Origin of the sequence: Flavobacterium nackdongense (assembly GCF_004355225.1) — a bacterium.
In the GTDB taxonomy this organism is placed as follows: Bacteria; Bacteroidota; Bacteroidia; order Flavobacteriales; family Flavobacteriaceae; genus Flavobacterium; species Flavobacterium nackdongense.
Genome location: NZ_CP037933.1, coordinates 798861 through 819609, shown reverse-complemented (window position 1 = coordinate 819609; position 20749 = coordinate 798861). Strand labels below are relative to the sequence as shown.

General features: G+C 41.3%; 10 protein-coding genes. All 10 read right to left on the bottom strand.

The genetic code is table 11. From position 1 onward, the window contains the following. Nucleotides 1-29: 29 nt before the first annotated feature. The 10 genes from E1750_RS03235 to E1750_RS03190 all read right to left on the bottom strand — a co-directional run bounded on the left by E1750_RS03235 (nt 30) and on the right by E1750_RS03190 (nt 20723). On the bottom strand, nt 30-944 hold the full coding sequence (locus E1750_RS03235) for a glycyl-radical enzyme activating protein (RefSeq protein WP_133275386.1): 915 nt from the start codon (nt 942-944) through the stop codon (nt 30-32). A gap of 212 nt (nt 945-1156) precedes the next feature. Beyond that, nucleotides 1157-3418 carry a pyruvate formate lyase family protein gene (locus tag E1750_RS03230; RefSeq protein ID WP_133275385.1) on the bottom strand — a complete coding sequence of 754 codons (2262 nt, stop codon included), beginning with the start codon at nt 3416-3418 and terminating at the stop codon, nt 1157-1159. Between the two features lie 19 nt (nt 3419-3437). Then, complete coding sequence (locus E1750_RS03225) at nt 3438-5372, bottom strand: sulfatase family protein (protein WP_133275384.1); 1935 nt, start codon at nt 5370-5372, stop codon at nt 3438-3440. A 30-nt stretch (nt 5373-5402) separates the two neighbouring features. After that, nucleotides 5403-6416, bottom strand: coding sequence for a glycoside hydrolase family 130 protein (locus E1750_RS03220; protein WP_133275383.1), 1014 nt, complete (start codon nt 6414-6416; stop codon nt 5403-5405). 376 nt (nt 6417-6792) lie between these two features. Then, complete coding sequence (locus tag E1750_RS03215) at nt 6793-7740, bottom strand: family 43 glycosylhydrolase (RefSeq protein WP_133275382.1); 948 nt, start codon at nt 7738-7740, stop codon at nt 6793-6795. Nucleotides 7741-7957: 217 nt separating this feature from the next. Beyond that, nucleotides 7958-10159, bottom strand: a complete 2202-nt coding sequence (locus E1750_RS03210) for a sodium:solute symporter family protein (protein WP_133275381.1) — start codon at nt 10157-10159, stop codon at nt 7958-7960. 13 nt (nt 10160-10172) lie between these two features. Continuing rightward, complete coding sequence (locus E1750_RS03205) at nt 10173-12206, bottom strand: T9SS type A sorting domain-containing protein (RefSeq protein WP_133275380.1); 2034 nt, start codon at nt 12204-12206, stop codon at nt 10173-10175. A gap of 292 nt (nt 12207-12498) precedes the next feature. Beyond that, a complete protein-coding gene (locus tag E1750_RS03200) occupies nt 12499-15828 on the bottom strand; it encodes an Ig-like domain-containing protein (RefSeq protein WP_227873951.1) in 3330 nt (1109 codons plus the stop codon). Between the two features lie 90 nt (nt 15829-15918). Then, on the bottom strand, nt 15919-18825 hold the full coding sequence (locus E1750_RS03195; RefSeq protein ID WP_133275378.1) for a DUF5010 domain-containing protein: 2907 nt from the start codon (nt 18823-18825) through the stop codon (nt 15919-15921). Between the two features lie 62 nt (nt 18826-18887). Continuing rightward, nucleotides 18888-20723, bottom strand: coding sequence for an Ig-like domain-containing protein (locus tag E1750_RS03190; protein ID WP_133275377.1), 1836 nt, complete (start codon nt 20721-20723; stop codon nt 18888-18890). Nucleotides 20724-20749 lie beyond the last annotated feature (26 nt).

Here is a 20749-nt window from a genome sequence, read left to right as displayed (position 1 = left end):
CCGAAAACGGTTAGTATTTTTTTCTACAACTAGCCCATTTTTGCTTTGTTGCAGCCCATCGTGCGGAGCCGCTCCAGCCACTGATTCGAGATTTCCGGCAATACGGTTTTGAGTTGAACCAAGGTTTCCAGTCTGCCGATACTCGTCCGTTTGTTGTTGCCCATATCGTGATAAGGTAAAATTTCTATCCCTTTCAGGTTGGGATATTTTTCGCTCAGTTTCGCAATGGCTTCGAAATGAAAATCAGTATCATTTACCTCAGGAATAATCGGGCAACGCAAAATAATTGGTGTCCCAAATTCATAAGCGGCGTTCAGGTTTTCCTGTATGGCTCTGTTGGAAACGCCAGTGTATTTGAGGTGTTCATCGGCAGCCGTAATTTTGTAATCGAAGAGGAAAACATCAATTAAGGGTAGTATTTCTTTAAATTTATAGGTCGAGACAAAGCCCGAAGTTTCGACGCAAGTATGGATTCCTTCGTCTTTGCAACGCTTCAAAAGTGATTTGGCAAAAGAAAATTGCAGTAAAGGTTCACCGCCACTGAGGGTTATTCCACCGCCTGAATTTTGATAAAAATCGAAATCGGCCCGCACTTCTTTCATTACTTCTTCGACCGTCATTTCTTGGCCTATAATTTTCAAGGCATTGTTGTTGCAGGCATCGACACATTTACCACAGAGTTTGCATTTATCATAGTCAATCGAGTGTACACCTTCGGCTAATTGATGCACATTTTCGGGACAAACCGTGACACAATCGCCACATTGTTTGCATTTATCGAAATGAAAAAACAATTGCGGTTTGGATGAGGTCGCTTCCGGGTTATGACACCAAAGACAATCCAAGGGGCAGCCTTTCAGAAAGACCGTGGTACGAATACCCGGACCATCGTGCAAGGCCGACCGCTGAATGTCAAAAACTAAGGCTTTTTCGCTTTCGCTCATTTATTTTTATTTCTATTCATTGGCATTCACTTTTAAAAAATTTTAGCCACGAATTGCACTAATTAGCACAAATTCAAAGTGAATGAAAACAAATTTGCACTAATTTTCCTTTTTTAAAGTGAATTTGTGAAATTTTAGGATGTCAAAATTCGTGTTTATTCGTGCAATTCGTGGCGTTTTTTTTTGTTTTATAAAAGTGATTACACTGATTATTAATACGTAACGCGACTTAAAATTTCCAATTGTACATCACGTGGTAAATCGATATAGCGTGCGCTGAAACCACCAATTCTGACGAACAAGTCTTGGTGTTTTTCAGGTTCAACCAAAGCACTTTCCAAATCCCCACGGTTGATCACGGTAATCATCGCTTGAGCACCGCCTTTTTTGAAATAAGTATCCAATAAAAATTCGAATCTTGGTCGGTCGGTGGTGAAGAAATCTCTTCCAAAACGCATATTCTGAACCGTTCCTGCGTGGATTTTGTGACTTGGTTTTACCAATGAATTGATCAAAGCGGTTACGCCCTTTTTGTCATTTCCGCCCGAAGGAGTGTTGGCATTGGCCATTTCGCGCCCTGCTTTTCGCCCGTCGGCTGAGGCACCAACCCAGCGACCCAAAATGGTGTTTTGTTTGTTGTTGATTAATACATTTAAATACCAATCTAAGTTAGTTCGCTCTCGCTGGTCGCGAATGGTGTTGCACATAAAATCGTGCAATTCTATCATAATAGCATCGGCATAATCATCGTCGTTTCCGTATTTAGGGGCTTCCTTCAATAATTTGTGTTCTCTTTCGTAGCCAACAAAATTATGGTTCAAAGCGGCCATCAATTGCTCTGCCGAAATCAACTTTTCATCGAAGACCATTTTTTTAATCGCGGTCAAACTATCGGCTGAGTTGACACTGCCAAATGATTCCAACGAGCCTCCTAAATAGCGGATTCCACCATCGAAAATCGCTTTTCCGCGAGCAATGCAATCATCGTATAACATACTCAAATACAAGTAGGGAGCGTGTTTTGCCGATTCTACATATTCTAAATCCTCGTGATCGGCCAAAATTTCGATAAAGAAGGCCAATTGTTTTTTGAAAGCATCAAAGAAATCGTCGAAGGTTTTAAAATCTGTGAGTTCGCCTGTTGCCAATCCTAATTGTTTGCCCGTAATATGATCGACTCCATTGCGAAGCGTGACATCCAAGGCTTTCAATACATTCAAAGAACCGCTTGGTGTGCCAAATCCCATATGGTCGATGGTGATTTCTCCACATCCCAGAGGCATATACTGCTCCGCATCTTCCAGTGGGACATCGTGCGCCGCAGCTACGCCAGGAACGAGCACATCATCATTGTACAATAATGGAAATGTATGTCCGTCGCCAATGAGTGTGATGGATTTTTCCATTAATTCGGGGTTCATTCCTTCATAAAAACGGAGCGTGGTTTGCGGAAGAATGGCTCGTCCGTAGGTTCTCATCGTTTCTAAAACCAATAAGGCAAATCGGTCTGCATTTTTTTCGTTTCGTCTGCCTCTCCCACCAATAATTACGCGGCCATCCACATCGCGGAAGAGGTCGTTGATTAATTTCCAGTAGGAATGCATCAAGGACAAAGCTTCGGCTTCGGTGATCACGCCATTATCGATGTCATTGGCATAAAAATCGCCCAAATAAATATCCACTCGTCCTAATTCTAAGGAACCGCAAATTAGGGTGTACAACCACGATAATTGCAAAGCTTCATAAAAAGATTCCGGTTTTCTTAAAGTATTTTTTTTAAGAACATCGGCCAATTGAAGCAATTCTTTTTCACGTTTTGGGTCGGTTGTAGCTTTTGCTTTTTCGATGGCTTGCAATTCGTAATGATGACAAGAGTAGTTAAAAACATCCAGGGCCATCAACATTCCTTCAAAAAGTTCGTGATCACCATTTGCAGCTTTGGCTTTATCGCGACATTCGGCAATTTCATCAATTAGGCCGGGAATACCCAAACGCAATAATTTTTCGTAATCGACAAAAACACCTGCCATTCGGTAAATCGGATTGGCAATCAGTGGTTTGAAATTGTAGGGAAGCGAAACAATTTCGTCCCGAAAAAGAACCGGAAGCATTTTGTCTGTAAAAGCGGCTTCTACCTTAGCTTTCGAGGTTTCGGTTTTCCAAAAATGGAGCATTTCGTGCACCCCGTCACGTTGTTCCATCGGAATGTTTCCGCGTTCGAGTGCTTCGATTATTTTTTGTTCGTGACAAAAATAACCATAAGCAGCACCGCCGGGAGCATTGTGGGGACTGAATCCTACCCAACCCCAAAAGGTACGACCTGCCAGTCGATCGTTATCCTGAATTTCTGAAAGCACCGCTGGGAATTGAGCGGCCTGGCATTTTGCTTCGCGTATGGCAATGTGTTCGTCACTATTTTTTCTGTAGGCTTCGGTGAAGTTGAGCTCCATCGAAAAATCATCTATTTTTTGCATAACTATTTTGTTTGAATTTTTATTTTAGGTCCACCATCGATGCATTGGCAGCTTTAATACTTTTTTTGTCGACATCATCAGCTGCGATTTCATAGATTACCTGACCTTTTAGGTTTTTGATTCGGATATTGTCTAAATACACGGTGGTTTTGCCCGCTTTTTTGAATTTGTAGGTGAGTGCAAAATCGCCAAACTTCAAGGGAGAATAACTGCTTAATCCCACGGCAACGTGCTTCCAATTTCCGTCAAAGGCTGTGGGTGATTGTAACAGTTTGCCATCCAAATCTACTCCCATTTTTTCATTGAAAATTCCGCTCGTTCCTCTGATGGGGGAGAAATAACAAAATGACAAATCCGATTGCGCATCCACTTTCACATCGTATTCGAGGTAATAATCGGCAAGAATGGCAAACTCCTTTTTGATTATTTTGATGGACTGCTTTTTCAAATCATTTTCCGAACTAAGGTCAATGGCTAAAACCTTTCCTTCTGGTTTTGCTTGGGTTGGTTTAATGTTTAAGGGTTGATGAATAGAGGCTACACCATATTTCTTCGATTCGATTGCAATTTGCTGCAGCATTTTTTTAACTACTTCTGGATTTTCTTTAGAAACCTCTTTGGATTCGGCTACGTCATTTTGTACATCATATAATTCCACTTTATCAACATAGCGAAATAGTTTCCATTGGTCAGATCGCAATACATCGTGATCGCGCCAAGCCCAATACAAATACCGTGGTGCCTTAGAACTGGATTTGCCTTTCATTAGATTCACCATACTTATTCCATCCAAGTTGGCTGGCAATTTTTGTTTGGCTTTACTCAGTTCCGCTATGGTTGGAAATACATCAAGAGCAGCACACATTTGGCTAATGTTTTTTTTCGGCGAGGCTAGCACCGTTTGAGGAATCATCATACCGGCAGCGGAATGAATGCCACCTTCGTACAAAGAATGTTTAAAACCTCGGAAAGGAGCATTGTTTCCTGCATATTCTGTTCCTCCATTGTCGGAAAGGAAAAGTACAATGGTGTTTTCTAAAAGGTTATTTTTTTTGAGATAATCCATAATCAGTCCCACATTATCATCCAACGAAATGATCACGGCGGAGTAGAGCATTGCTTTTTCCTCTGGGCTGATATCGGGTAATTTAGCATTCCAGGAATCATCATTATACTTTTGTGCATTGTATTTTTTCCATTCGGGTATATTGATTACCGTCCTGCGGTATTCTTCAAATGTTTTCGGATTTTTAACTTTATTCAAAATATCGGCCGGAACTCTTTTTAACAGTTCTTCTTTCACTACGTGCGGACCGTGAACAGCGTTAAAAGGAACGTAACATAAAAAGGGTTTGTTTTCATTCTTACTTTTATCCATAAATTCGATGGCATATTTAGAAATCAAATCGGTGGAATAATCCAATTCGTTTTCTATCAATTTATCGTCGTGAAACCAACCGGTTGAGGCTTTGGAAAAATAATCAACCGCTCCGGCATAAAACCCGACAAACCGATTAAAACCGTACTGATTGATGGTATTGGAACCTGGCACTTCATTAGGCGAAGGGCTATTGTGCCATTTCCCAAACAAGCCTGTATTGTACCCTTCTTTTTGAAAATAATTGCCAAAGTTTACAATTTTCGGATCTAAGTTACCCCCGGTTTCTGGACCGGCACCAATCCGCAACGGATGTTGGCCTGTTAGTAAAGCGCCCCTCGTAGGAGAACAAACGGGATTGGTCATGAAATTGGTAAAACGAACTCCTTGGTCTAGTATGTTGTCAATATTGGGCGTAGGAGTTTTGCCTCCCGTAATGCTCAGATCGCCATGTCCCATATCGTCGGCCATTATGATCACGATATTAGGGTGTTTTGAAGTCTGTGCAATTGATGATAAAGATCCGGTGACCAATAAAACCATTATCAAGGGTGTAAAAAATTTTGTTATTTTCATTTATAGAGTATTAAAACATTAAAAACGGAATTATTTCCAAGCGTGTTCTTTGACGTAAGCAATAATTTCATCGATATGGGCATAAACTACCGCCGTGTAGGTATCGGCAGCACCGTAATATACGGCCAATCGACCTGTGTCTCCATCGGCTATTACACCCGTTGGAAAGACCACATTCCCCACGTATCCCGCTGTTTCGTATATTTTTTCGGGAGTCATCAGCGGAAACTGACAACGATACAGCACTTTTGATGGTTCGTTAAGGTCTAATAGGGCTGCTCCCATACTATACACAAAACTATCGCAGGTGTCCGTTACTCCGTGGTAAAGCAAAAGCCAGCCCTCAGTCGTTTCGATGGGAATAGGACCAGGGCCAATTTTTACGCGTTCCCATTTTCCGGGGCCACGGGTAAATACGATGCGATGTTTACCCCAATAGGTCAAATCTGGGCTTTCGCTAAAGAAAATATCGCCATAGTTTACGGCCATTCCCAAACCCATTGGGCGACTGAGCATGGCAAATTTCCCATTGATTTTTTTGGGGAATAAAACACCGTTGCGGTTGAAAGGCAAAAAGGCATTTTCCATCTGGTGAAAAGTTTTGAAATCGGTGGTCCATGCTTGACCGATGGTGGCTCCGTAATAGGAATTACACCAAGTAATATAATATTTGTCATCGATTTTGCACAGTCGAGGGTCGTAAGCATTTGTAACTTTTCCTAGAGCGGGATCGGGTGAAATAAAAGTAATGGGTTCCTCTTCAATGCTCCAATCGAGACCGTCAGGACTAGTTCCTAAATGCAGCATGGGATCCATTGAAAGCGAATCCACTCTAAAAACACCAAGAAAATGATCTTTCCACGGGATTACACAGCTGTTGAATACACTTCGTGCTTTGGGCATTGGATGCAAATCGATGATTGGATTTTTACTGTGGCGCCAAACTACTTCTTTGCAATCGGCTGGTTTTGGTTCCCAAGGCATATTGGGAACGGCATCGGCTATTAATGCGGTTTTTACTATCGCATCCATTTCGTTTTTCATTGTATAAAGTTATAATTATTATGTTGTATTTTCTTTAGTTTGAGGGTTATTTTTCTGTTTAATCGAGGGTTTTTTATTAAAAATTATGTGCCGTTTTTGTAATTTGTATCTGTAATTTCTGTATTGAACTGTATTCTTAAACTTTGTATCAGTCATTTAAGTATAGTCCCTACGGGACAAATTTACTATTCGTAATCCTCTCGCTACCAATATTTAACCTCTACGAGGTATGTTCCGTTAGGAGCAAAATGTTGGTAGTCAAAAAACAAGTCATTCGCCCTCTAATGCCCCGTAGGGACTATATTTGTTCGAGATTTTAGTTTCATTACAATTTTAATCGGACAACATTGATTTATTATTATTATTCATCAAGCGCTTATTTCATAATTCTTTTCATTCCGGTTTGTACTACAGCGTTTATTGTTCCATCTTCGTTAAATGTAACTTCGTCGAAGCAAATTGTTCGCAAATTTCCTCGCCCAGAAATTGCATCGTTGTGATAAAACAGATACCATTTCCCTTTATATTCGACAACAGAACCGTGACTTGTATCGGAACCAACACCTTCCAGCAAAATACCTTTATGCTCCCACGGTCCCAAAGGATTATTACTAATAGCATAGAGTAATTTATTTTGGTTTTTTGTTCTGTCCGAATGAACCATATAATAAATTCCTTTACGCTTAAACACCCATGCTGCTTCGTGAAAATCGTTCAGCCCGACCATATCTTTCATTTCACCATCTATTTCTACCATGTTCTCTTTCAGTTTCCCACCTTGGCATTTTCTACCTCCACCATAATAGATGTAGGCTTGTTGGTTATCGTCAATAAAAACGCTTGGGTCTATCATGGCAAAACCACCAAGCCCCTTTATATATCCAACCTCTTTAAACCCTTTGGCGGGTTTTTTGCTCACTGCAATCCCTATTTTCCATGTCTGGTTCCAATCGGTTCCACTCGGATGCGGAAAATAAAAGTAGTATTTCTTGCTTTTATACGCACAATCGGGCGCCCACATAAAACCACCTTCGGGTCGTCCCCAACTTACTTGTTTTGCTTCTAAAATTTGTCCATGGTCTTTCCAATTCACCATATCATTGGTCGAAAAAACATGATACTTATCCATTTTATCGCATCCCTTTGGCGGTTCAATATCATGCGATGGGTAGACATAAAGGCGGTTATCTTTCCATACGTGGGCAGAAGGGTCGGCGGTGAATATATGACGGATAAAGGGATTTTCGGCTCTTTTCTGAGCTGAAACAGTTGGATGTGCAATAGCTAAAAGCATTGAAAGACTAAAGAAAATTATTTTTTTCATACATTAAGTTACTCAAGAAATTCATTATTTTTTTAAATTATTTACTAAATCGTTATGCAATAAAAATAATAGAAACGAAATAGAATTATTGATATCGTCGTTGATTAATAACTTTGTGCAAAACCCTTTGACTTACTAGGTTCGCAGTTGGCAAATTGCGAACTTCGAATTTGCGTGTCTATATTCAATCGTTTTTATTAATAATCAATGTTCGGTTCTATGCTCCTCCCAAGCTGACTATAAAGACCAGCAAAGCCACCACGCTTGCTACTGCAAAGCAAGAAACGATGACTCCAGTCCAGTCTTCTCGATTCCAGATTCGAAATTCCCAATTCGATTTCGGGAAAATTTTCAAGTGATTGAATCGGGTAGGATTGGTTCGTGTGAGCAACATTTCGCGATCATCATCCTCGTGTGTTCCTACAACAGGTGTGAGCATTTTTCCATAAAACTGATCCAGTATTGCTTTTTTCTGCGGTTTGGTAAAAAAAGCTACAAGGGTCAAAATCAAGAAAGGAATAATAATTCGAAACAGAAAAGTAAGCGTTTCGTTCAGCGAATAGGAGTTTTTGGATAAATCCCATCCCATTAAATCTAAAGCGATTAATTCCACTTTCAAATAGCCTTTACCTGTTGGTCTTTCAGTAGCATAATCTAGTCCTTCGCTCCAAAAAATGGATTTCTTAGGCAGCAATACTTTTTTTTCAAATTTTTGCCCTGTTTGGATAACCAAAGGTTTTTCGCCTTCTGCTTTGCCAATGGCCTTCAAATTATTCCAGGAAGCAATCGCAAGATTTCGGTCCTTAACATCCATTTCTCGGGCAGTATAACTCCTGGTTACGGGAATCGCCTGCGTTGTTTTGCATAAATATTCTGAACTTCGAACACCGGGAAAGACGGGGATTCCAAAAGGCAAAATGAGAGTGGCAATGAACATAAACACCATCGAGACCCAGGCACTAATCGGATTGGATCTTCGCCACAGCATTCCGAGCCAAAAAGCAGCAGCGAGTATGCTGTTGAACATCATTGTCATTTTGAAAAGTTCGAATATCCCATTGGATTGCATCGCGATGTAGGCAGAAACGATCATATACAAAGCACTAAAAATTCGTCCCGCCCAGATGTAGTGATTCTCAGTACAATTCGGGCGAAATGGGCGATAGAGATTGTTGGTTACAAGCGCAGCCGCAGTGAGCATAAATGCCGATTTCGCAGCCATTAAAGCGGCAATCAAACAAGCAATCATCAAGCCTACTAGTCCCAAATGGAGCGGACCTAATAAATCGCGAGTGGCGTGTCCCCAGACATAATCAGGATCGGATATGGTGCCTCCATAAAGTACTACAGTCATCAAAGCTACAATGCCCCACATCACACTCGAATAGCGTTTGAGCAGCATACCCGAAACAAAGCCATATCGAGCCGTATAATCGTCTTTAGCCGAACCGCAAGCGGTCATTTGATTGGCTTGTACTGCCGTCGTTAAAATAATCATAATCGAAAAACCAGCAATCCAATACCATGAAAATTCTATGAGACTGGGCGAACCCCAAATTTCCATAAACGAAGCGGGTAAAACCTTGTGCATCGTCTCGAAGGAGCCTAAAATGCCGTGACTGCCAAACTGAACATTGATTTTGGCCATCGCAAAAGGAATGAGCATAATCGACAGTAGAATGATAAAAATGCCTTGTATCAAATCGACCATAAACGCTGCTGCTAGTCCGCCAATACTGGCATACAATAAGGTGACAAAAGCCACAATGACGATAAGCCAATTTTCATCGATATAGGAATATTCTTTTTTGGGGTCAAGCAATTGCAATTCGACTAGTTTCGTTTTTTGATTGGCTGTAAGCAAAGCAAAATCTGCGGCCTCTAATTTTTCGCGTTCAATGGCTTTGTAGTAAGACACTTTTTCAACAGGATTTAGCTCTTCAACTGGTTTCGCAGCTATCGCCGATACTGTTTTTGACATCGCTACTAAACCTATGGCCGCAATGAGTACGAAGAATATGGTTTGGCAAAGCGCATAAAATGCAGCCATTTTTTTTGAGCTGTACCGTTCTTCGAAAAAATCGCCTAAAGTGAGTAAACGCAGCCGTCGGTACCAAATAGAGGTCATCCAAAAAACCGGCAAATTGATCAACCCTCCCGCCAACATAGCCCAAATGCCCGAAGCACCATTAGAGTTGACCATCGTTGTAGTAGTAGTGACATTTTCTACCGATGTTGCCTGTCCGAAGGCCGCAAAAGTCTGAATTAATTTCCCGAAACGCCTGCCTGCCATAAAATAATCTTCGCGATTATTTACTAATCTTGCCGCTCGGAAAGCGATGATGATAATGACAATAAAATAGATAAGAATAATAACAAGGTCTAATGATGATAGGCCCCAAAGGCTTGCAGGTTTCATTTTAAATTAATTTTTAATTCACAATCAGTTTTTTAATTATTTGCGACTTATTCGACTCGATGGCAATAAGGTAAATCGATTTGGGTAATTTGCCTGATAAGTCTATTTCGTTATTTGTAGTGTTGAAAAGAGGTTGTTCGTACAGGATTTGTCCGAGGAGATTCCTAATTTTAATGGTAGTATTGTCAAATTGTTCAAAACCAATTAAATTAATCGATAAAATCCCATTGGTATAAGGGTTTGGATAAAGATGAATTGTTTTGCTTTTTTGGGTAGTACCCAAATCCGAAATACTTAGGTTCTGCCAACTATTTTTCGTCAAGGTGGTGGCAAAGGTAGAAGACGCATTGTTTTGATAGGGAACAATACCAATGGTCATTTTGGCCACCGTATTGGTAGTGAAAATTCCAGAACCAGTCGAACCGGACTTGATTAGAAAGCCATAAGTCCCGGGATTGTTGATGCTGTTGCTTGTAAATGTGGCGGTGCAAGTCTGCACATCGATTCCTATAGCGCCAGAATCATTGATGGTATTATTTTCGACAGTGGCTATCGCTCCATCGGCTACACAAATACCTCCTTGACCGTAAAGGGGTCTTAATCCGCAACCTCGCAGAATGGTATTTCCTGAAACTAAAACTGATTCACAAGGATTTCCAGTGGTTCCAAATTTACCAATTCGGATGCCATTGGATGAGGTAGGATCCGTGATAAGATTGTCTTGCAAGATGGTATTTCTTCCGCCCGCAATTCGCATTCCGTTGGCCCACATCGTACCTATGGAGGTATTATTTAGAATTTTAACATCAACCATATTATTAGCAGTTCCGCCGCCATTTTGGGCATTTAAGGCAATTCCGTCATCTCCCGAACCGATTAGAAAGTTGTTTTGTGCCGTCATTCGAATACCAGCATAATTCGCTTGGATAGAAGCGCTATTGTTCAGATTAATTCCATCGGCCCAACTTTCGGTCGAAATGCAATCTTTGATCAATGCATCTGTGCCGCTGAGCCAAAAACTCGCTCCACCGTGATTGACCCAAACTCGTTGTATAGTGTAACCCAAAGCGCCCTGACAAGTCATTCCATAATCGTGCCCTTCTGCTGCAAGTCGTGCCGTTTCGGGGTTGAAGATATACAAATCTTGAATGTTGCAATTGGTCAAATTCCATTTGTGCCTTGTAGCAGTAGTAGTAAATGTACGTGTGTTTCGTGTGTACCACATTCCAGCACCATAAATACTGATTCCAGTAGCATTTATAATTCCAGTGGAGTGAAATTCTCCCACCGGTAACCACATTCCTTTGCCTTGCGATTGGCAGGCCGCGATGCAATTTTTTATGGCCGTAGAATCATCATTTCCATCATCGGGGATGGCACCATAACTAGTGATAGAAAGTGTATTGGCGGGTTGGCTGAGAGCAGCTCCCACATTTTCTAGTGCGATCAAATCTATTTTGTAATAGTTGGCGCTGTTGTCACTGTCTTTTTTGAGTGTGATAACGCTTCCTGCCGCTACGGCTGCGCCACTTATAAAAGCCCTGCTGGATTCATAAAATCGTTTTGGAGTGCCAGAAGCGGGATCATTATCTTCCATTCCGCCACCGGTATTGCCGTAAATCCAACTGTATTTTGAAGTGGTATTTATAGTTTGGCGAAAAATGCCATCAACATACAGGTTTAATGTCGCATCGATTCCACCGCCATTTGGGGCATCGGGAATACAAAGCCGAACAACAATGGCGTTAGCAGTAGCAGTAGTGGTCCAAGAAACGGATTCATTATTAGCGTTTAACTGCACACATTTTCGACCTGAAGATTCAAATTCAACAGTGGGAGCAGAAGGTATGCCCATTTGCGAAAGAATGCTCGCTCCGTCTGCCAAGGCTCCGTTTTCCGCTTCATAAATGGTAAAGGGTAGGGAAGCTCCAACCTGAGCTATAAGACTTGAAGGGGATAATACCAAAATAGAGAGGACGCAAAAGGCTTTAAAAAATCGTAGCGATTTACTATTGTTACTGCTATTGTTTGGTTTTGGTCTGTTCATTGATTTTTTTACTATAGGACAACAAAACCCTGTTAAGTTTTGCGTCCAATCCACTAATTCGGCTCAGTTATTTAATTTTTCACTATAAAAGTACCTAGCAACGATTAATTATGGATTAATATTCCATTAATTGAAAGGGGGTTTTATAAGAAAAAAATAAAAAAAGCTGCTTATTTTCTCGAATTGGAATAAAATCGATGAAATACAAGGGAAAATGAAAAAACCAGCCGGTAAACTTGCTACGCGACTGGCTTAAATGATTCTAGATTTAATTTTGGTTTTTAATGAATACTTATTTTACCATTAGTTTTTTGACTATTTTGTTATCACCATCTTCTAGTGAAATAAAGTAAACGGCTTCGTTCAAACGTCCGGATAAATTCAATTCTTTGTGCGCCGTATCGGTTAAGATTTCTTGATGAATCACTTGCCCTAACAAATTGGTGATTTTAAGTTGGACTGCTTTCGATGCTTCAAAACCAAGAATATCTAGTGACAATGTGCCGTCTTTGTATGGATTTGGATAAACGGTAATGGATTTTGTAGCAGCATTAGTACGCTCATTCGCTACTGTTCCTAAGGTATTTGCTTTTCGTTGCGTACTAGGAGGTATGCTGGCATCCATAACTTGAATTGCGTCGATTCGTGTGGTGATGCTCGCTGTTTTAGTGTCATAAATGCGGAACCAATTCAGGGCGCTCATATTTGGAGTTCCCGCAATACTGGCGTCGGCCGTATTAAGAATGATTTGATTCCACCCATTAGCTAATCCACTCAAAGCCCAGCTTAATTCATTGACATCTGCGGCGCCACCGCTGCCTAATTCGACTCTAACGGTTCCGATTTTGGAAACATCTGACACATAATACCAGAAAGACAAGGCGCCATTGGCGATGGTAGTTCCTGAATTGAAAGGAGTAGAGAATACTTTTTTGAATTCCTCTGTCGTGCTGCCTATCATTTGAATGCAACCCGAGCCTTGTTTTTTGTCGGTAGTAAAATACGAAATAGCGTTAGAGCTTGCTGACCCCCAGTTGGTTATTGCGTCGCAAGTATCTAAATATTTGGCGACGGGAGCCACAGTCAATTCATCAATATTTCCGCCATTGCTGCCAATAGTGGTTAACCTGATGGTATTGCTTCCTGCAATCAAGGTTTGCGTGCTAGTGAGCACGGACCAAGTAGACCAAGATCCTGTGGCAGGAAAATCTAATGAAGCCACTTTTACAGTTCCATTTACTTTGAGTTCAAGAGGGCGGCCAGCAGTTAATAAGGAGTATCTAATACTTAAATCGTAGGATCCTGCGGTGGGGACGTTGACTGTCCATTGTAGATAGTCTCCTGTATTGTTGGTAAAATCAATGAAGCCACTGCCATTGTATCCTGTTTGATTGGTAGCAACAACGGCTCCACTATAAGCAGCGTTTTCAGCCTGAAGCACTTGAGGTCCGGCAATTACTGCAGTTACTGTAATTACCGAAGTATCCGTTTTGCTTCCATCCTGGGTTGTAACTGTTATCGTCGCCGTTCCAGCCGCTATAGCAGTGACCAATCCAGATGCATTTACCGTAGCCACAGCCGTATTCGATGAAGACCAGCTCACTGTTTTATTGCTTGCATTTGTGGGTGCAATAGTAGCGGTAAGTTGTTGGGTATTTCCGTCGATAATTGTTGCAGTTGCTGGAGAAACACTCACACTAGTTACAGGAACAGTTACTGTAATTACCGATGTATCCGGTTTGCTTCCATCTTGGGTCGTAACTGTTATCGTCGCCGTTCCAGCCGCAACCGCAGTGACCAATCCAGATGCATTTACCGTAGCCACAGCCGTATTCGATGAAGACCAGCTCACTGTTTTATTGCTGGCATTTGTGGGTGCAATAGTAGCGGTAAGTTGTTGGGTATTTCCGTCGATAATTGTTGCAGTTGCTGGAGAAACACTCACACTAGTTACAGGAACAGTTACTGTAATTACCGAAGTATCCGTTTTGCTTCCATCTTGGGTCGTAACTGTTATCGTCGCCGTTCCAGCCGCTATAGCAGTAACCAAACCTGAAGTTGTAACAGTGGCCACAGCAGTATTGGAGGAAGACCAGCTTACTGTTTTATTGCTAGCATTTGTGGGTGCAATAGTAGCCGAAAGTTGTTGGGTATTTCCGTCGATAATTGTTGCAGTCGCCGGTGTCAGGCTTACGCTTGTAACAGGAATGGTAGTAATTTTAGAAATGCTAATCGCTTTAGTAGCATTGGCACTAAGATCGGTTGCAACATCAACGATGTGGTAGGTAGTTCCATCAAATTCCTGCGTAATTGTTCCATTGGTAACAGTATACTCATTGCCTTTGGGTACAACAAACCGCACTTTTGCTCCTGTTATTGGGAAATCGAATTTATTATCAATTGTGGCAGTATTGGAAGTAACTGTACCCGTATTTGAACTGGAAAAGGATAAATTTAAGTTGGTTACCCAAGTCGATGGTACATCTTCGTCACCACTATTGAGGACATTAATCATCGCTGTAGGACCTGCAGGTTTTGTAAATGTTCCAGCGGAGTTGTTTACTTTGAAGATATTAAATTGAAAATGATCCCGTATAGAGTTCACAATGTAGGCGATGTTCGGGCTTCCTGTTGCTATTGCCCACGGATTTTCCGGTCCAGAATGATGCTTGTCTCCCGCTAAAACCAAATCAAGCGGTTTATAATCATTTATGAACTTATGTATTCTATCGTAACAATGACCCGAAGTAACTAAAAAATTTCCACCACTACCTGCGCCATCTAGCCAAGCTTTCGACTCATCTACTTCATATTGGTGAACGCCATTATTGGTTGCTGATAATCCCCAAGCATTATTTAAATTCATAAAGCGTGCATTTCCATATTTGAAATAATGAAATTGCAAGCCATAATAATCATTAAAGAAGTCTGAGTTTTCCTGAACGGTTCCTTGCGCATAGTCGTTGCCGTTTAATCCTTCGTGGTCGCCTGGTGTCATAAAAGTGGCAGCCGTTGCTTTGGCCATTCCTTTTGTGCCTTGCGTTGTATTGCCAATAAAATAATCAACTTCACGGGAAGGATTATTTCGAACATTATACATATTGTCACCCGTTTCAATGATGATTTCAGCGTCGATAATATTAGCAATATCAATCATTTTATCCTTTCTTTTCATTAAAAGGTTGGTGTCATAACCGTTTTGGTACAAATGCCCATCGGACCAATGCATAATATAATAATCGGATTTGAATTCTTTGAGCACTTTGACACCGCCAAAGGAAGTGATATTGCCAGACGAAGTAAGGAGTACTAAATCATAGCGGTCGGCTGGGGCTGTTGTCGGAACGGTTACCGTAATTTTTTGGTTGTATTTGTTGCCAGACAATGCATCGTACGTCCAATTGCCAGTTACCGTATTTATCGATGTGTTTAGGGTAATATAGGGACTTTTGAGTTCAATTGAATTCACGGTTTGTCCGCTGGCGGCATTAAACCAAACTTCAAAAGTTTGCCCGGTTTTTACAATGGCCGTTGTGGCACGCCAAGGATAAACAATATTTTGGCTCCAGCTTGAGGTTAAGAAACAAAGCAAAAGCAATGTAGAAGCATAAATTTTTTTCATTTTTTTTAATTTAAGAATTAATAGAAAAAAGAAACCCATAAATCGGAACGCTACTTTAGAATTCCTAATTTACGGGTTTTTAATGAATACTTATTTTACCATTAGTTTTTTGACTATTTTATTGTCACCATCTTCAAGTGAAATAAAGTAAACGGCTTCGTTCAAACGTCCGGATAAATTCAATTCTTTGTGCGCCGTATCCGTTAAGATTTCTTGATGAATCACTTGCCCTAACAAATTAGTGATTTTAAGTTGGACTGCTTTCGATGCTTCAAAACCAAGAATATCTAGTGACAATGTGCCGTCTTTGTATGGATTTGGATAAACGGTAATGGATTTTGTAGCAGCATTAGTAAGGCTATTCTCCACTGTTCCTAAGGTATTCGCTTTTCGCTGAGAAGAAGCTACTGTGGCGGAATTCAGTAGTTGAATCGCATCGATTCGGGTAGTGATACTCGCCGTTTTTGAACTGAAAAGACGGAACCAATTGATCGCATTCAAATTGGCGGTACCTGTTTGATTTGCGCTGCTCAAAGGCAAGCTAATTTCATTCCATCCATTGACTAAGCCGCTTAAGGACCAACTTAATTCATTGACATCTGCTGCACCTCCGCTTCCTAGCTCGACAATTACAGTGCCCGTTTTGCTCACATCAGAGATGTAGTACCAAAAGTTCAACAGCCCGTTGGCCACAGTAGTGCCGGAATTGAAGGCAGGAGAAAATACTTTTTTGAATTCTTCCGTGCCACTGCCTACCATTTGAACAGCTCCTGTTCCTTGTTTTTTATTCGTTGAGGTATAGGTCAGGGCATTGGCTGCAGCCGAATCCCAAGTACTCAACGCATCGCAAGTGTCTACATAAGGCGCTACAGAAAGTAAATCGATATTGCCGCCATTGCTGCCAATAGTAGTAAGTCTGATGGTATTATTTCCGGCGTTCAAGGTTTGGCTGGTCGATACGGTGGACCAAGTATTCCATAATCCAGTAGCTGGGAAGTCGAAAGAGGCGATTTTCGCTGTGCCATTTACTTTTAATTCGAGCGGACGTCCACCGTTTGGTAACGCATATCTAAAGCTCAATTCATAAGTTCCAGCAGTAGGAACATTGACCGACCATTGAATATAATCACCAGTATCATTTACAAAATCTACGAAACCAGTTCCTTTGTATCCGGTTTGGTTGGTGGCGAGTACAGCTCCGACATAAGTAGCGCTTTCTGCTTGGAGATTTTGCATTACATTCGACACGCCCGTAACGGTAATCACTGAAGTATCTGTTTTGGCGCCATCCTGAGTAGTTGCTGTAATGGTAGCAGTTCCAGGATTTACTGCAGTTACCAATCCCGAGGCATTGACCGTAGCCACAGCGGTATTACTAGAAGTCCAAGTTACCGTTTTATTGCTTGCATTGCTCGGTGCTACAGTAGCCGTAAGTTGTTGGGTAGCCCCATCGGTAATGGTGGCAGTTGCTGGAGTAACGGCCACACTAGTCACTACAACGATTGCGTTAACTCTAGAAAAATAATTGATGTCAGGTGAACCAGAAACAATAGTTAGCCTCACGGTGTGCAAACTGTTGTTTGCCGTGGAGTAATTTCCGGCATCGATTGTGGTCCAAGCCCCAGCGGTTGAAGCTAAGGATATGGTGGAAAGTGCTGTGCCATCTACCGAAAATTTAATAGATGCAGCTGCTGTTGATTTGTATCGGAGTTTGAATTTGGTTTCTTTCAATAGTGGTAATTCTCTCCATTCCATCCATTCATTGGCTTGGGTATCGGTTACATTCCATCCGCTATATTGGTCTGAACATTCTTCAACATCCAGATTTCCTGCTTTCAAAAATTTACCTCCAGTATTGGTGGCAGTGACATCTGAATTAAAGTCACAAGCTTCGGCTTCCACTTTGAGGTTAGTGGGATAGGGGTCGCTAGTGTATCTTCTCAAAATGTTGAGTCTTTGATTTGGATAATCGTAATAGTCACTGTCATTGCTACGCCATAAAGCGGCTCCCTCGGCTGAATCAGTAAAGCCCTCTACCAAGGTAGTTCTGGCTCCGGAATCCACAGTCGCAGTTAGGCCAGTTTTTAATCGCTTTCCATTATCTGTAGTGCCCATGCTCGGGTCTAAGAAAGCAGTTGTTTCGGTCGGTTTACCAAAGCCAGGGCAGAGAGCCCCTGCTTTTTTTCCATTCCAAGTTTCCAGCGTGTACGAGGTATTTCCCGCAGCCGAAAACCATCCATGAACCTGATCAACAGTAGCAGTTGATAAAGTGCTATCATTATCGAGCCAATCTTTATCAATGATAATATAGGGTACAAATCCAAATTCGGTCTGACATTTGGTTCGAATGTGATTCAGGATTTTGGAAAGATTCCCTTGTGTATTGCTCATCCAAGTAGGTTTTACTGACCAAAAAAAGATGGCCATTCTTCCATCTATTTTATAACGTTTGTTATCAGGAATTGCTGCAATCGCAGGTCTAAGATTGTAATCCCAAATGTATTTGTAGTTGGCCGTTACACTACAATCAAATTTGTTGGTTGTCGTGTTGTAATCAGTCCCACCAGATTCATTCCAATTTTTACTTCCGGTCCAAGAGTTGGGGCAGTCATCGAAAATAGCCAATTTGAAATTGGTTGTTCCCCGGGTGGTCATTGCAGTAACCATTTTAGCAATATGTGTGGGGTTTCCGTTTCCTCGATCGGGCGCATTGGGCTGATCTCCTCGGCTCAATAAAGCGATAAAATCAATTCCTGAATAATCAATTTCTTCGGCTAAATTTTCCCACCATTGGGTCATTCCTATCCATTCAGGGGTCGTGGTGCTGGGTAAGTTGTCTGTTACAATCGACTTGTTGTAAATGTAACCACGATGTCCACCATAAATTTCTTGGTATTGCCAACAAAAGGTAGCTCCTACATCTTGCGAAAAAGCAATGGGGATAGACATAAAAAAACCAATCATAAGCAAGCTAATCTGTAATCTTTGTTTTTTCATTGTGTTATAGTTTAAGTTAATAATTCATTTTTTTGGTTATAGTAATAGCATTTTATTAGTGTTTAATGTACCATCAGTTTTTTTACTACTTGAGTGTCGCCCGATTCGATACAAACAAAGTAAATGGCTTCGTTCAATTTGCCCGAAAGGTCTAAAACAGCCTGATTGGATTCGCGTATCGTTGTCTGGTAAATGGTTTGCCCAAGGAGATTTTGAACTTTGATTTTCAGCTCATTTTGAGTGTCAAAACCGTTTAATACCACTGTTAATTTACCCTCTTGATAGGGATTGGGATACAGATGGATGGTTTTTTTTTCAATGGATTCCGCTGGTTTTGTACCCAAGTTTGTCGCATTGGTGACTTGTAATTGGTCGATATTGCCGCCATTAGAACCGATAGTAGTTAACCGTATTTCGTTAGTTCCTGCATTTAATGCTTGGATACTGATTACATTTTGCCAATTAGACCATAGTGTTGTTGAGGGAAAAGGCAATGAAGCTACCACTACAGTTCCATTCACTTTTAATTGGAGTGGTCGAGCAGTATTGCCTAAACCATATCTAAAACTCAACTCATAATTTCCTGCTGTGGGTACGGTCACCGTCCATTTGATATAATCACCGGTGGCATTAACAAAATCCACAAAACCAGTTCCATTGTATCCCGATTGATTAGTGCCTAAAAGCGCACCTGAATAAAATGCATCCTCAGCCTGAAGCGTAATCAGTGTGGTTGGATTTAGTACGGTGATGTCTGCGCTGTCTGTTTTGCCTCCGTCTTCGGAAGTGGCGGTAATTTTTGTTGTTCCGATACCGACCGCCGTCACTAAGCCTTTGCTGTCAACCATTGCAATTGAAGGGTCACTGCTGGACCAAATTATTTTGGGATTTGTGGCATCAGTTGGCGCTACGGAGGCGGCTAATTGTACTGTCGTAGTGATGTTGATGCTGGCTAGTTTTGGCGTAACCGCTACAGAACTTACGTTGGTAATGGTATTGTTGACAGTACCTTGATAAAATAGTATGGGTGAATTAAGCCCTTCCTTCATTAGATATAAATCAATACCATTTGTTCCGTAACAAATCCCTTCGTAACCTCGCTCCTCCGGAATTCCTATTCTGCGGGGCTCTTTAACAAAAGCTTCGGCCCAAGTTTCATTTTGATTGCGAGTAAACTCAAAATTCCCATCCAACACAGTATGTATGATGGCATATCTACCATCGTTGGATATATCCATCCCCGTGGTAGCCTCGGCAATAGTGCCAAATTCTTGAATCTTTTGAGCGACTTCAGTTACGGTTCCACTAGCAACCGAGAGTGGCAATTGATGAACATAGCGGATTTTTTGGGTTCCCCCGTAACTTGTTTTGCTCACTAAAAGAATTTTTCCGCTTTGCACATCGACCGCCAGCGATTCGCAATTCTGCGCACCCGTGTCGTAGGTAAAGTTGATTCTTCTTTGAATTGGGAAGGAGCTTGGATAGCTGCCATCGGGATTCGGTTTAGGTTCCTCGATGATATAAAGGCTATATTGCGTTCTGGCAGAGGCGTTATCCCCAATATCGGCGATGATTAAATAGGAGGTACCGTTCAGTTGAAAAGAGGCAATATCCTCCCAATCGTTGGCCGAGGCATTGGCAATTGTACCTACCGTGAGTGTGTTACCCGCCTTGTCGACCAAGAAAATTCTTGGCAGATCTCCCGAGTCATTGTGTATCCAAAATGTTTCAGGACGGTTATAGGAACTGGCAACACCACTGATTTCATTGATTTCAGGGTCTTTGATTCGTGCCAATTCTTGAACGGGGGCATAATTTATAATCTGCGAATAAAGTAATGAATTGGTTAAAAGTAAACCAAGATGTACCGCTACGCTTGTGATGAATTTTTTGCTCATTTTTTGAAATTATTTTAAGTTTTATG